Annotated in this window: 14 protein-coding genes and 1 pseudogene; 4 read left to right on the forward strand and 11 right to left on the reverse strand. The window is 35.0% G+C overall.

Features of this window, described 5'->3' with window-relative positions; genetic code table 11:
• The 3 genes from QWC74_RS06795 to recJ form a co-directional block, all read right to left on the reverse strand.
• Window positions 1-696: HD domain-containing protein (locus tag QWC74_RS06795; protein WP_288993954.1), on the reverse strand; the 696-nt coding region annotated here is incomplete at its 3' end.
• Window positions 697-958: 262 nt separating this feature from the next.
• Entirely contained in the window at window positions 959-1,471 is a 513-nt protein-coding gene (locus QWC74_RS06800; RefSeq protein WP_006784225.1) for an adenine phosphoribosyltransferase, read from the reverse strand.
• Complete coding sequence (gene recJ, locus QWC74_RS06805) at window positions 1,461-3,686, reverse strand: single-stranded-DNA-specific exonuclease RecJ (RefSeq protein WP_006784226.1); 2,226 nt, start codon at window positions 3,684-3,686, stop codon at window positions 1,461-1,463. The genes QWC74_RS06800 and recJ overlap by 11 nt, the downstream gene beginning before the upstream one ends.
• Window positions 3,687-3,765: 79 nt before the next feature.
• Here recJ and spoVB point away from each other — a divergent pair, with 79 nt between their 5' ends.
• Window positions 3,766-5,292, forward strand: coding sequence for a stage V sporulation protein B (gene spoVB / locus QWC74_RS06810; RefSeq protein ID WP_006784227.1), 1,527 nt, complete (start codon window positions 3,766-3,768; stop codon window positions 5,290-5,292).
• Window positions 5,293-5,349: 57 nt separating this feature from the next.
• On the opposite strand, the gene QWC74_RS06815 is transcribed toward spoVB, so the two are convergent.
• Complete coding sequence (locus tag QWC74_RS06815) at window positions 5,350-6,024, reverse strand: DUF421 domain-containing protein (protein WP_006784228.1); 675 nt, start codon at window positions 6,022-6,024, stop codon at window positions 5,350-5,352.
• A 117-nt stretch (window positions 6,025-6,141) separates the two neighbouring features.
• On the opposite strand from QWC74_RS06815, the gene QWC74_RS06820 reads away from it, so the two are divergent.
• A complete protein-coding gene (locus QWC74_RS06820) occupies window positions 6,142-6,522 on the forward strand; it encodes a TIGR04086 family membrane protein (protein ID WP_006784229.1) in 381 nt (126 codons plus the stop codon).
• A gap of 52 nt (window positions 6,523-6,574) precedes the next feature.
• Here the strand turns inward: QWC74_RS06820 and yajC are convergent, their stop codons facing one another.
• The 7 genes and pseudogenes from yajC to QWC74_RS14820 form a co-directional block, all read right to left on the reverse strand.
• Window positions 6,575-6,838, reverse strand: coding sequence for a preprotein translocase subunit YajC (gene yajC, locus QWC74_RS06825; RefSeq protein WP_006784294.1), 264 nt, complete (start codon window positions 6,836-6,838; stop codon window positions 6,575-6,577).
• Between the two features lie 461 nt (window positions 6,839-7,299).
• Window positions 7,300-8,436, reverse strand: a complete 1,137-nt coding sequence (tgt, locus tag QWC74_RS06830; protein WP_006784293.1) for a tRNA guanosine(34) transglycosylase Tgt — start codon at window positions 8,434-8,436, stop codon at window positions 7,300-7,302.
• A 35-nt stretch (window positions 8,437-8,471) separates the two neighbouring features.
• Window positions 8,472-9,500 carry a tRNA preQ1(34) S-adenosylmethionine ribosyltransferase-isomerase QueA gene (gene queA / locus QWC74_RS06835; protein WP_006784292.1) on the reverse strand — a complete coding sequence of 343 codons (1,029 nt, stop codon included), beginning with the start codon at window positions 9,498-9,500 and terminating at the stop codon, window positions 8,472-8,474.
• A 79-nt stretch (window positions 9,501-9,579) separates the two neighbouring features.
• A complete protein-coding gene (ruvB, locus tag QWC74_RS06840) occupies window positions 9,580-10,587 on the reverse strand; it encodes a Holliday junction branch migration DNA helicase RuvB (RefSeq protein ID WP_006784291.1) in 1,008 nt (335 codons plus the stop codon).
• Window positions 10,584-10,787 carry a hypothetical protein gene (locus QWC74_RS06845; protein WP_129821269.1) on the reverse strand — a complete coding sequence of 68 codons (204 nt, stop codon included), beginning with the start codon at window positions 10,785-10,787 and terminating at the stop codon, window positions 10,584-10,586. The genes ruvB and QWC74_RS06845 overlap by 4 nt, the downstream gene beginning before the upstream one ends.
• A 136-nt stretch (window positions 10,788-10,923) precedes the next feature.
• A complete protein-coding gene (gene ruvA / locus QWC74_RS06850) occupies window positions 10,924-11,511 on the reverse strand; it encodes a Holliday junction branch migration protein RuvA (protein ID WP_006784290.1) in 588 nt (195 codons plus the stop codon).
• Window positions 11,512-11,686: 175 nt separating this feature from the next.
• Window positions 11,687-12,453: pseudogene (locus QWC74_RS14820) on the reverse strand (formate/nitrite transporter family protein).
• Window positions 12,454-12,737: 284 nt separating this feature from the next.
• On the opposite strand from QWC74_RS14820, the gene QWC74_RS06865 reads away from it, so the two are divergent.
• Complete coding sequence (locus QWC74_RS06865; protein WP_006784288.1) at window positions 12,738-14,009, forward strand: DUF1576 domain-containing protein; 1,272 nt, start codon at window positions 12,738-12,740, stop codon at window positions 14,007-14,009.
• Entirely contained in the window at window positions 14,006-14,350 is a 345-nt protein-coding gene (locus tag QWC74_RS06870) for a hypothetical protein (RefSeq protein WP_040763902.1), read from the forward strand. Before QWC74_RS06865 ends, QWC74_RS06870 begins: the two co-directional genes overlap by 4 nt.
• Window positions 14,351-14,381 lie beyond the last annotated feature (31 nt).

Here is a 14,381-nt window from a genome sequence, read left to right on the forward strand (position 1 = left end):
TAATGCTGATTTAATCTCGTCTTCCATTTCTTTTATCTGTGCTTCTCGCTCGTGTTTCTTTTGTTTAATTAACTGAGCAATTCGATAAAAATCTTCGGGCTTTAAAAAGCGAAGCGAGGTATCCTCAAGTTCAGCTTTAACACGATACATCCCTAAACGATGTGCAATTGGAACATAAATTTCCATCGTCTCATGAGCAATCGCACATTGTTTTTCCGGCGCTAAAAACTTAAGCGTACGAATATTGTGTAAACGATCAGCTAATTTAACTAAAATAACACGAATATCTTTACTCATCGCAAGTAACATTTTACGATGATTTTCAGCCTGCTGTTTTTCTTTTGATTTATAAGATAATTTTGTTAACTTTGTCACACCATCTACAATATTGGCAATTTCATCATCAAAGAGTTCAGCTATTTCCTCTTTTGTAATATCTGTATCCTCGATAATGTCATGTAAAAGCCCTGAAGCAATGGTACGAGGTCCCGTTTGCCACTTCGCTAAAATATAAGCGACCTCAATGGGGTGGATAATATACGGTTCCCCTGATTTGCGCAATTGCGTCTTATGCTGCTGATACGCAAGTTCAAACGCTTTTTCAATGATGGCAATACTATCCGGTTTTTTAATATATGTTTTAGCTTGCTCTAAAACATGGTCAATTGAAATGTCATACCCATTTAGTTGGTACATAATTATTACTCCTACCATTTAATATACTTAATTTATTATAAATCTAAAATCATCTTTTGTTTCAAAAAAAATGATATTTTCGAATTATTTTAGGTGAAAAAAAAGATGATGACCAAATCAACATCTATCACAAACCGTAAAACTTAACATAATCAATACTATTTTAGCATGATACATACTTTTTTTAGATTTTAACATAAAAAAAAGTAGAATTGCAACAATAATTGCTTCAACTCTACTTAATCTTTTATATTTTTAAAAATTAATATTGCATTAATGAGAAAACGTCATAATTTCCTAAGTGTTTGCGCCCATCTAAATCAACAAGCTCAATTAAGAAAGCACATCCAACTACAATACCACCAAGCTCTTCAATGATTTTAATCGTAGCTTCAACTGTTCCACCTGTTGCTAATAAATCATCAACGATTAAAACACGTTGCCCTGGCTTTACGGCATCTTTGTGCATGCATAATGTATTTGAACCATATTCTAAATCATAGTTAAATGAAACTGTTTCACGAGGTAATTTTCCTGGTTTACGAACAGGCGCAAATCCAATTTTTAATTCATTTGCAACTGGACATCCAAAAATAAATCCACGAGCTTCAGGTCCAACGATTAATTCTGCGTTTTGTGCCTTTGCAAATTCCACCATTTGAGATGTTGCAAAGTTATATGCTTCTCCGTCTGCCATTAACGGTGTAATATCTTTAAACTGAATACCTTCCTTTGGAAAATTAGGTACGTTTGCAACATAATCTTTAAGATTCATGAGTTATTTCCTCCCTAGCGTTAATAAAACTGTTCTTCAATTCACTCCACGTCGTCAATTCAAAAAATTCAAGCATCAAAAGCTTTGATTGTTGAGACTGATACGTTGGAGCTTCTGATAAATCACGCTTCATCTGATAATCGGTTGAAAAAACCGAACCATTTTTTATTATAACAAGTTCTATCTCAAAAAACACCTGCAAAATGAATAATAATTCATTTTTACTAATTCCAATGCGCATAAAGTAACTATACATTTGATCATTTAAATGAATTGGACTGTGTTGTTTGACTAGCTTATACACGGTAATAAATTTTTCTCTCGGTGCAAATGTCACGTGATTTGGTAAAGGAGCTAAAACGATATTTTGAATCGGATGCTCTTTTATAAGTGCCCACAACTGTTCTTTAGAGCTTGGAATTTTATCGATGATTAACGTACTTATTTCTGATGTTTCAGTTACCTCAGAATATAAAGTCGCATGAATAAGCTTTTCCCTATTTTGTTCGTAAACTTGCTTATTTCTTAAATCAAGCAACTGGAACTCATCACATTTAACATCCATGACATGAAATTGAAGCGTTCGATTTCCATTCCATTCATTAATTTTAATCTCTCCAATAAAATCAAACAATGTATCAGGCGTTAAATAAATCATTAAATCCGCTTTATTAAACGCAATTGCATCTAGTTGATGAGCCTCATCATAAATCGTAAACTTTAAATGTTGTAACTTATTTCCGATCGCTTTAATATTTTTAACTTTAACCTGCTCAATTCCGATCACTGGAGGACGATTGCCCTCACCATAAGGCGCCAAAACAGCTAAATCCTCAACTAATTCAAGATCAATTTTTTCAAGTGATAAATTTAAGTCTACCCGTTGCATCGGTTGAATCTTAATCCCTCTTAAATCAGCATTTAACTTATCTTCTAACGGTTGAATATTTTCTGGAGCTAACGTAATCCCAGCCGCAAGCGCATGTCCCCCAAAACGTTCGATTAAGTCTTCATTTTGATTGAGTAAATCAAATAAATGATACCCCTCAACCGCTCTTGCCGATCCTTTAACAAATCCATCATGATCATCAGTTAAGACAAAGACAGCTTTTTGCCACAATTTCGATAATCGACCTGCAACAATTCCTAAAATCCCCTCATGCCAGTTCGGTTGATATAATAAAACCACTTTTTTATCTTCTAGTTGTTTTGGAGTCATGAGTGTACTTGCCTGATCTAATACTTTTTGCGTTACTTTTTGACGTTCTAAGTTAAAAGATTCAATTTGTGTTGCAATCAAAGCGGCTTCCATCTCATCATCACTAATTAAAAGTTCAACTGCTAACGCTGCTTCATCCATTCGTCCTGGCGCATTTAACCTTGGACAAATTTCAAATCCGACATTAACTTCATCCACTTCCGATTTATCTATCTTTGCTTCATTCATCAGCGCATTTAATCCGCATAACTCAGTCCGTCTAATCGCCTCAAGTCCACGTTTAACGATATAACGATTTTCGTCAATTAAAGGAACAACATCTCCAATTGTTCCAAGAGCTGCAATAGCAAAATACTCTTCTGATAACCCATCTCCAATTAAAGCTTGAGCTAATTTCAAGGCAACTCCAGCTCCTGATAATTGATGAAATGGATAAGATGAATCTAATTCCGGATGAATAATTGAAAAAGCATTTGGGTGGCATTCCTTTGGTTGATGATGGTCGGTAATAATTAAATCAACCCCGTAAGGAGGTAAAATATCAGCTTCTAATAGACCTGATATTCCATTATCCACCGTTATAATTAACTTATATCCATCTGAAATAGCCTGCATAAAAGCATCTTCATTCGGCCCATATCCCTCATAAAAACGATTTGGGATATAATAATCTACGATGGCTCCTAGCCCTCTTAATGCTCTCATTAAAATAGAAGTTCCTGTTACACCATCAGCATCATAATCCCCATAAATTAAAATTGGCTCTTGATTTTCAATTGCTTTGTTTATACGATCAACACTCTTTTTCATATCCGAAAATAAAAAGGGATCATATAAAGGACCCTCACCGCTTAAAAAGGTGTCAATACTCTTCTCACTCGCTAAGTGACGATTTAAAATGAGTTGTTTAACTTCATCACGAAGATTTGAATTAAAGTCAAGTTCTAACTCCCCGATTGATTCACTCCACTGCCATAAAAAATTAGATTTAAGCAAAATATCTCCTCACCTTCATATTTTATAAAATTCTATCATAGACTTAATCGAAATATTAATTAAGTATAGGTGGATAACTATGAAAAAACAAAGCGTTGCACAAGGAACTTTAATACTCGTTGTAGCCGGTTTAATTACTAAAATATTAGGAATGATAAATCGGATTATTGTGACAAGGTTGTTAGGAGAAGACGGAATTGGTATTTACATGCTAATTTCACCGACATTGATGTTATTAACGACATTCGCAAGTATCGGGCTTCCCGTTGCCATCCCAACCTTAATTTCACGAGCAAACAAGCGACAGAAAAAAATATTATCTGTCTCTCTTATTATTGCGATGGCCTCTAGCCTTTTAATTTCTATCATCCTCTTTTTCACAGCAAAACCATTAGCTGTTTATTTATTAAAGGATGCTAGAACCTATCTTCCCCTCATTTCAATCGGACCCCTTTTATTTTGTGTGTCATTATCGTCCATTTTGAAAGCCTATTTTCAAGGGGAACAAAACATGTATCCCTCAGCGATTTCAACACTTGTTGAACAAATTGTCAGAATTATCATTTGTATCTTCTTTATTAATTGGTTATTGCCTTATGGTGTAATCTATGGCGTTGTCGGGACAATTTGGGCTTCGATTGCAGGAGAATTAGCTTCCATTTTTATTTTAATTGTGATGTTCTTAAACAATATGAGAATTAACCATCGTGGTGCTAATCTCTTACCAACTCGATTAACTTCTCAAAACTTCAAAGATGTTATCGCCATCTCCTTACCCGCAACTGGAAGTCGTTTAATCGGTTCTTTCTCACACTTTCTAGAACCCATCATTGTCGTACAATGTCTCTACCAAATCGGTTATACTAGTGAATCAAGTGCCAAATTATACGGTGCCGTTTCAGGATTCGCCCTTCCTATGCTATTGATGCCATCCTTTATTACGATGGCTGTCACACAATCGATTGTACCTCCGATTAGCCAAGCTTTTGCAAGTAAAAACTTCGAACGAATCCACTCGCATCTCAATGCAGCTTTTCAACTCTCTTTTCTTCCGAGTGGACTTTATACGGTCTTACTGATGATTTTCCCATTTGAATTAATGAAACTTCTATATGGCACAAGTACTGGATCAGACTATCTACTCATCATGGCACCCTTTTTCCTTTTATACTATTTCCAAGGGCCGATGACAGCCAGTTTACAAGCCATTGATGAAGCAAGTCGTGCCATGACGACCACACTTATTTCCTCTATCATCAAAATTATCATGATGGTTGTCTTACTTTTAATCCCGTCTTTAAATATTTACGGATTAATTATCTCTGTTTTATTCAATATCGTCTTTATCACAGGATGGCATTATATTATTATTCATAAAAAAATCGGATATAGTATGGATCTTCGTGCTGTAATTAACGGAACGTTAATTATTGGGATTACCTTTTTACTGGGCCGATATCTATCCGCTACTATGAGCTTCTTCACAAACCCATTTCTCAATATGATATTCATTATGATGATTGTATCGATTGCTTACCTATTTCTTATTGTTATTTGTGGACTTTTTCCAACACAAAAAATGACAACATCCATCAAAACGAAATAACGTTCTTATTATAACATATGTTTCCATGAGATAAAGAAGGATTGCGACTAAAAAACGTTACTGCTCGGTAACGTTTTTTGCATTTAAATCGAGATTTCGTCGTGTTAAACATTGAAGATGCTCACCATCATAAGCTGCATAATACACCTCTTTAACCGAAAAAATCCCCTGATTTTCAAGTTCTTGTTTCACCCAATCTTCATTTTTTTGAATTAAAAATAAATTTTCTTTTTCAATTCCACCTGACGTAATAATTGGTAATGGGTTATATTCAGTTTCTTGTTTTTTAAAGGCAGATAACTCACCATTTGCTTCTAGTATCGCATACTCCACTTCAAATACAGACGAAATATTATTTGTTCTCAATTGAAGCATTAAATCATCAAATGTATAACGTTGTCTACGCATCTCATCTAAATCAACCATGCCATGATGAATTAAAATAGAGGGCTTGCCGTCTACAATCTCTCTCACCTTTTTAAATCTTAATGTAATAAAAGCGGAACAAAACTGTAAAGCCCCTAGAAGACCAATTGCTAACAAGACTTCATGAATGGGACGATTCAAGTTATCAATGGCCATCGCTGCAATCTCAGCCATTAAAACCGATACAACTAAATCAAGTAGCGTCAACTGACCAATTTCCCTTTTTCCCATTAATTTAAATACAATTAACAACACAATATAAAATAAAGTTGTTCGATACACCACAATATAACAATTCGGATCCATAACGTCCTCCTCTTTTTACTTAATCTATTACTAACTTTATTAATGATTCTCATAATCCTGTCGCATCGTTCATAAATTGATTATTGAGATAACATGATTGTATTAGGAGTTGAGAATATGACACAAAAATTAGGACGAGCATTATTATACGGTTTAAGCTTCATTGTTATTAGTATCCTCATACTTGGGTTACTTATAACTACTTTTGCGTATTTTGAATGGCTTTCAGTTGGAGCATTAGAAAAATTAATTTATGCTTCATACGTTGCAATCTTTTTCATCGGATCTGCAGTTGTTGCCAAACAAGTCGCTGAAAAAGGTTGGTTAATTGGGTTAATGATTGCGGCTACGATGATTATCCTGAGCCTGCTTTACTATCTCATTGGAGTAGAATCACCTCTTTCATTTAAATTTGCTATTCGTTGTGTGATTACCTTAGTCATCTGTGTCACTGGAGGAATGATTGGTGTTAATCTTCCGGGAACTAAAAAAAATTAATAAAAAAAGCATAGAACTAAAATTAGTTCTATGCTTTTTTTATTTTCAATTACTACTCAGCTTTACGTGCAATGGCACTACGTTCAAAAGTCCATTTTGCACCTTCATCATTAATTAAAGTAACAGTCGTCTCTTCTAATGCATGAATACGTCCGTGAACACCACCAATAGTCACCACACGGTCACCTTTGTTTAAACTACTTTGCATCGATGCAACAGCTTTACGGCGTTTACTTTCTGGACGAATCATAAAGAAATAAATAATTACCCCTAATAAGGCAAATTGAATAATAAGTACAATCATATCAGCGCTCATTGAACATCTCTCCTTCACCATTCTTAATTTTAAAATTTATGAAAAATAAGATCGTAGTTGATTTCCTACACTTCTATTATAAAAAACTTTCACTTAAAAAAATAGAGAATATTCACATACTTTCAGTATTAAGTCTTTCTATTTTTCACACTAAATTAAATAAATATGTTTAAACTCCAAAATTCATGATAAAAATCGACTTCATCAGTGGGGCCCCGCTTTTTTTATTGTCTAGCAACACTCGCACAATGCTTGTAAAGTTCGAGAAGCTGTTGCAACTCTTCAGTTGCTTCCACCTCCTCTTAGCCCAGTAATTGAGGAAAGCTTTCCAAACTCTAGGTCCCTACTTTCTACGCATTATAGTAGTCCGTCTAATGGAATAAGATTTTCCCTTCAAGAAGGAACAACCCCACCTACGGAGTAAACCTGACTTCGTCAGGGTGGGGACCCCGCTTTTCTTATTAGAATCCGCGTGATCCTGGTTTGTTTAGTCCGTATTGTTCGAAGAATTCTTCTTTGAAGTCTAGTAAACGATCGTTTTTGATGGCTTCACGGATTTGTTCCATTAAGTTGATTAAGAAGTGTAAGTTATGATAAGACACTAAACGTTGTCCAAATGATTCGTTCGCTTTAATCAAGTGACGAATGTATGCTTTTGTATAATTTTTACAAGCATAGCAATCGCAGTTTGGATCTAACGGAGTAAAATCGCGTTCATAAGTTTTATTTTTAATCACAACACGACCAACTGAAGTCATCGCTGTTCCGTGACGAGCAATACGAGTTGGTAACACACAGTCAAACATATCAATACCTAAAATAGCTCCATCGATTAAATCATCTGGAGATCCTACTCCCATTAAATAACGTGGTTTATCTTTTGGTAAATATGGTGTTGTATACGAAATCATCTTACGCGCTACATCTTTTGGTTCTCCAACTGATACCCCACCAACAGAGTATCCTGGGAAATCCATTTCAACTAACTTTTCAGCACAGTATTTACGAAGTTCTGGGAATTCCCCACCTTGAACAATCCCAAATAACGCTTGCGTATCAGGATTTTTATGAGCATTTTTCCCACGCTCTGCCCAACGAATCGTACGTTCTACTGAATCTTTCATATAGTCATAAGTGGCTGGATATGGTGGACACTCATCAAATGACATGATAATATCTGCCCCTAATGAATTCTGAACACCGATAGAAATTTCTGGTGACATAAATAATGGTGCTCCATTACGATGATCACGGAAGGTTACTCCTTCTTCCGAGATTTGACGTAGTTTACTTAAGCTAAAAACTTGGAATCCACCAGAGTCAGTTAAAATAGCTCCGCCCCAATTCTCAAATTTATGAAGCCCTCCGGCTTCTTCCACAATTTTTTCACCAGGCTGTAACCATAAATGATATGTATTCGCTAAAATAATTTTAGCTCCCATTTTTTCTAACTCTTCTGGTGATAATGTTTTAACCGTTGCTAATGTTCCAACAGGCATAAAAACAGGAGTTTCAAAACTTCCGTGTGGTGTGTGTAATTTTCCATAACGCGCACCTGATTGTTTACATTCATGTATTAATTCATATTTAATCGCCAAGATTGGCACCTCACTTTAACTATCTTAGTTGCATTTTATTCTATAATTAGCATCGCATCCCCAAAACTAAAGAAACGATATTTTTCCTCAACTGCAATTTTATAAGCATTCATCACAGCATCTTGTCCTGCTAAAGATGAAATTAACATAATTAATGTTGACTTTGGTAAATGGAAATTTGTAATCATTCCATCAATCCCTTTAAATTGATACGGCGGATAAATAAAGATATCTGTCCATCCTTCACAAGCCACAAATTTCCCATGATCACGAGCAATGGTTTCAAGTGTACGTGTTGAAGTGGTTCCAACTGTAATAATACGTCCACCTAACTCATGAGTTTGATTTAAAATATCTGCCGTTTCTTGTGACATTTGATAAAATTCTGCATGCATATCATGTTCTTCGACAGAATCTACTGATACTGGTCTAAACGTTCCAAGTCCAACATGCAACGTTACATAAGCAATTTTAACCCCTTTAGCTTGAATTTCTTCAAGTAATTCAGGAGTAAAATGTAACCCTGCTGTTGGGGCAGCTGCTGAACCAATTTCCTTAGCAAAAACAGTTTGATAACGATCACGATCATCTAACTTTTCAGTAATATAGGGTGGTAATGGCATTTCTCCAAGTGAATCTAATACCTCATAGAAAATCCCATCATACATAAATTTGAAAACACGTTTTCCCATATCGCCTGTTGAAATACACTCTGCTTTTAAACGTCCGTCTCCAAATTCAACAATCGTCCCAACTTTAACACGCTTAGCAGGTTTTACTAACGTTTCCCAACAATCTTGTTGTTCTTGTTTTAATAATAAAACCTCAATGCTGGCTCCTGTATCTGGTTTTTGTCCCATTAACCTAGCTGGCATGACCTTCGTATTATTTAATACTAATGTATCATTTGGGCGCAAGTAATTTAACACATCATGAAATACTTCATGTTTTACCTCACCCGTTTTCTTGTTTAAAACCATTAAACGCGATGTATCGCGATCTTTTAATGGAGTCTGTGCGATTAATTCATCGGGCAATTCAAAATCAAACTGATCGACTCGCATAAAACACCAACTTTCTATGTTGCAAAATTAATTTAATTACTTCTTAAATTATCTACCAAATATCGCTTTTTTTCAATCTTTATTTTAACGGATACTCAATCCCTAAATGATGACAAGCTTGTGGTGTAATCACTCGACCACGAGGTGTTCGTTTAATAAATCCCATTTGAAGTAAATACGGCTCATAAACATCTTCAAGCGTCTGTGATTCCTCCCCGATTGAAGCGGCAATCGCTTCAATTCCACAAGGACCACCACCAAAGCGTTCAATAATTCCTCTTAAATACTTATGATCCACATAATCAAGCCCTAACTCATCAATGTCTAAACGATCAAGTGCTAATTTTGCAATATCATGTGTAATCACTCCATTCCCTACTACCTCGGCATAATCACGAACACGACGGAATAATCGATTTGCAATACGAGGTGTGCCACGAGAACGACGAGCTAACTCTAGTGCGGCTAAATCATCCATCTCAATCTCATAAACAATCGCCGTACGCTTAACAATAGAAGTTAACTGCTCTTCTGTATAGTACTCTAATCGATTAATAACACCAAAACGATCACGAAGTGGAGCTGATAAATCCCCTGCTCTTGTCGTTGCCCCAACCAGTGTAAATGGCGCTAAATCTACACGAATCGAACGTGCTGACTCATCTTTTCCAACGACAATATCTAAAACATAATCTTCCATCGCTGGATACAAAACTTCTTCGATTGATTTAGGTAAACGGTGAATCTCATCAATAAATAAAACATCTCCTGGTTCAAGAACTGATAAAATAGCCGCTAAATCACCACTTCTTTCAATCATAGGCCCTGATGTTGTTTTAATGTTAACACCCATTTCATTTGCAATAATCGTGGCTAATGTCGTTTTACCAAGACCCGGAGGTCCGAATAATAAAACATGATCTAGCGACTCGTTACGATTTTTAGCCGCTTCAATGAAAATACGTAAATTTTCTTTTACAGCTGTCTGTCCGATATACTGATTTAAACGTTCAGGACGTAAGCTTAATTCAGACTCATCTCCCATGACTTCATCTGGTGTCACTAAGCGTTCTTCTGTCATCTTCATTCCCTACTTCCTTCTTTTATTTTTGCACAAGCATGCAAAGTAATACCAAATTCCTCTTTAAGTTTTACTTCTCCCTCTTCAGTCAAATAATATTTCACCTCATGATCCATTACTTCCATCACAAGGTATCCCTTATCAACGCAATACTCAACAAAGGCGCCCCCAATAGCAAATGGATTAATACGTTGCATTGACTTCATCCTATCCCTCTCTTCTATATATAACAATTAATAACCAAGATAATAAAAGTCAGTCTTGATTATTCAAATGCTTGATTATCCACCCCAACTATAGACCCTATAAAATAACTATAGAAAATTAATCAGGACTAATCGATTACTTAACTAATAATTGTAGACCTTTTTTAATAATTTCATCAACAGAAGCATCAGTATCTTTAAATGCGTTTTTAACCTTCGTTAATTCTTTATCTCCATATCCAAGTGCTTGTAGAGCTTCAAGCGCCTCAGATAAACTATTATTGACAAAAATTGCAGCATCTGGCACAACTAACTTACCTTTTAAATCCAAGATAATTTGTTGCGCAGTTTTTGGACCGATTTTAGGAAACTTACATAAATATTTTGCATCACCATTTTCAATCGCATGACGTAATCCACTCATATCCTTCATCGCTAAAATCGCACAAGCTGTTTTAGGTCCAATGCCTCTTGCACTAATCAAATTGATAAACAAATCATGTTCCTCAAGCGTCTTAAATCCATACAAACTTAAATCATTCTCTGACACCACTTGGTGTGTAAAAACCTGTGTCGCTTCATCCTTTCTAAATTCATAAGGATTCGCCGTATAAACTTTATATCCAATACCCGCTACCTCAATCACAACGAAATCTTTAGCGCTATAAGCAACCGTTCCTTTTAAATATGCGTACACCTTCATCACCTCTTTATATTGATTCATTATAACATAACTTCACCTAGATTAAAAAGTTACAAAAACAAACATTAGTTCTATTTTAGGAGATTCATTTCTATTTTAATCATGAATCCATTTAAAATCATCATAACCTTCTAAAAAATCACGTCAATAGTTGCTATAAATTAAAAAAGCTTGCCCTCACGGACAAGCCCTCATCTTAATGATGATCTTTATCTTTTAAGAATAAGAAGTAGTACGCTGCAGTCACTAACATCCCACCTATAATATTTCCGATTGTAACTGGAATAATATTAGCCATAATTTGTCCAATCGTAAGATCTGCTCCAAGTAAATATCCCATTGGTAAAACGAACATGTTTGCCACGCAGTGTTCAAATCCTGTAATAACGAATAACCAAATCGGATATAACTAATAATAACTTTTCCTGTAACATCCTTCGCTGCATAAGACATATAAACTGTGATTGCAACTAAAATATTACATAACGTACTACGAGTTAATAATTCAACCATATTTAAATGAACTTTTTTCTCAGCTAAATGCATCACACCTTCAGCTATTGATCCGGTAAATGTATTACTATAATACACTAAAACAACTAAGAATAAAGCTCCAACTAAGTTTCCAAGCCAAACAATACTAAGATTTTTTGCTACATCACCTAATTTAATTTCTTTTTTATACCACGCCATCGTGACTAACGTATTACCGGTAAATAAATCAGCTCCAGCAATTAAAACTAATAATAATCCCACAGGGAATAATAAAGCTCCAACCACTTTACCAACTGCCGCATCTGCCATAATGCCAGATACAATTAAATATCCTGTGTAGCCAAGTCCAATGAATAGTCCTGCCAACATAGCTGAAACAAATACAATACTATTTTTCTTAGATGTCTTATACTTACCAACACCAACCGTTGCTTCAGCAATTTCTTTTGGCGCTAACATTTGTTGCATAAAATACCCCTCCACGTAATTCTCCTAAAATCTAACTATAACATCAGAGTTAATACATTATGATGTTATAACGTTATAACATAACAATAACACCAATTCACTTTATTTGTAAATAAATTTTAAGCAATTTAGTGTCATTTTTTCCTTATTTTATCCACATTTCTCCTGTACTTCCCATATTCTCTCCACTTCTTTCTTACATTTTAATGAAAACGTTATATTTACGACCATTCCCACAATATATTATAATAGTTATAACATTTAATAGAAAAGGAGATTGATAGATGGAAACGATAGAGAGGCAAAAAATAAAAATTTGGAAAGAATCCGATAAAATGTGGGTCATGATATTTATCGCCCTCTCCTTAATCGGATTTGGATTTATTACCTCTTCCTTTAAAGACATTTTAAACGGTTTATATGAAATTATTATTCATCCAGATGCCCTTATCACTGATTATATCGTGATCGGTGGAATTGGAGGAGCATTTGTTAACTCTGGAATATTAACCTTAATTATCATTTTTCTACTCTGGAAAAACAAAATCCACTTTAATGGGGCAACCTTCGCTTCCCTATTCCTAATTGCTGGTTTTTCATTTCTAGGTAAGAATTTATTAAATATATGGGCCATCATCATTGGGGTCTACTTATTTGCAAAGTATCATAAACAACCTTTTGCTAGATACATCTATATCGCATTATTCGGAACGGCGATGGCCCCCATCGTAACAGAGATTATCTTTCACTTTCAACTTATTTTACCGCTTCGAATCATACTCGGTATTATCTTAGGAATTCTAATTGGATTTATTCTTCCCCCTCTAGCCTCTCACTTTTTAAAGGTTCACCAAGGATATAACCTTTATAATGTTGGATTTACAGCAGGTATGATGATTACCGTTTTAGTTGCCTTATTTAAATCCTTTGGATATAACCCCTCATCTCAACTCATTTGGGGAGAGGGGAATAATCTTTTAATCGGAAGCTATCTCTATTTTCTTTGCACGGTAATGATTCTACTAGGAGAGTTGACTGATACACGATCAATTGAACAATTCAAACGGATTACACACCACTCAGGACGACTAGTTAGTGATTTCATTTTAATAGATGGTTTTTCTCCAACACTCATCAATATGGGAATCAATGGATTAATCGCTACTACTTACGTCTTAATAGTTGGTGGTCAGTTAAATGGACCAACTATCGGTGGAATTTTTGCCGTTATAGGATTCGGAGCATTTGGAAAACATTTTAAAAACATTATCCCGGTAATGATTGGTGTAGTCATCGGTTCCTATTTAAAGGTATGGTCTATTAATGATCCCTCGATTTTACTTGCAGCCTTATTTGGAACGTCACTCGCTCCGATTGCAGGTGAATTTGGTTGGGCATACGGAATTTTAGCAGGCTTTTTACATTCATCCGTTGTTTTACATGTCGGAAGCCTGCATGCTGGATTAAATTTATATAATAATGGTTTTTCTGCTGGCATTGTCGCCGCTATTTTGGTACCATTAATTGAAGCTTTTCGAAAGGAAACACGTCAATGATTTCAACACAAAAACGCATAGCAAAAATAACTAACGAGCTTATTAGCTTCTTCTTCACCTTAGATGCAACGAATATCTCTGTTCAAATCAATGAGCAAGACTCACAATTTGAACTTCTCCTAAGTTGTAACTATAACGTAGAAAAATCAGATAAGCTTAAAGATCTAAGCTATTATTTACAAACTAATCGACAAGTTGAAATGGAAGAGTGTTATTGGGAATTAGCAGGCGAAGGATGTAAAGATTTTGAATTAGCCTTAATTGGGATGATGACTGATTCATTTAAAATGGAAATCAATCAAAACCTTCTAAACCTTAAACTCTATAAAAATAAGGCTTAGACACAAAAAAGGAGATGCTTTATAACTTAAA

It is taken from the genome of uncultured Turicibacter sp. (genome assembly GCF_938044715.1).
Taxonomy (GTDB): Bacteria; Bacillota_I; Bacilli_A; order MOL361; family Turicibacteraceae; genus Turicibacter; species Turicibacter sanguinis.

What these genes read in the sequence shown, in the direction of transcription:
- QWC74_RS06800 (WP_006784225.1), bottom strand. Translation starts at nt 1,471, where the DNA reads ATGAATCTTAAAGATTATGTTGCAAACGTACCTAATTTTCCAAAGGAA.
- spoVB (WP_006784227.1), top strand. Translation starts at nt 3,766, where the DNA reads ATGAAAAAACAAAGCGTTGCACAAGGAACTTTAATACTCGTTGTAGCC.
- QWC74_RS06815 (WP_006784228.1), bottom strand. Translation starts at nt 6,024, where the DNA reads ATGGATCCGAATTGTTATATTGTGGTGTATCGAACAACTTTATTTTAT.
- QWC74_RS06820 (WP_006784229.1), top strand. Translation starts at nt 6,142, where the DNA reads ATGACACAAAAATTAGGACGAGCATTATTATACGGTTTAAGCTTCATT.
- yajC (WP_006784294.1), bottom strand. Translation starts at nt 6,838, where the DNA reads ATGAGCGCTGATATGATTGTACTTATTATTCAATTTGCCTTATTAGGG.
- queA (WP_006784292.1), bottom strand. Translation starts at nt 9,500, where the DNA reads ATGCGAGTCGATCAGTTTGATTTTGAATTGCCCGATGAATTAATCGCA.
- ruvB (WP_006784291.1), bottom strand. Translation starts at nt 10,587, where the DNA reads ATGAAGATGACAGAAGAACGCTTAGTGACACCAGATGAAGTCATGGGA.
- QWC74_RS06845 (WP_129821269.1), bottom strand. Translation starts at nt 10,787, where the DNA reads ATGAAGTCAATGCAACGTATTAATCCATTTGCTATTGGGGGCGCCTTT.
- ruvA (WP_006784290.1), bottom strand. Translation starts at nt 11,511, where the DNA reads ATGAATCAATATAAAGAGGTGATGAAGGTGTACGCATATTTAAAAGGA.
- QWC74_RS06865 (WP_006784288.1), top strand. Translation starts at nt 12,738, where the DNA reads ATGGAAACGATAGAGAGGCAAAAAATAAAAATTTGGAAAGAATCCGAT.
- QWC74_RS06870 (WP_040763902.1), top strand. Translation starts at nt 14,006, where the DNA reads ATGATTTCAACACAAAAACGCATAGCAAAAATAACTAACGAGCTTATT.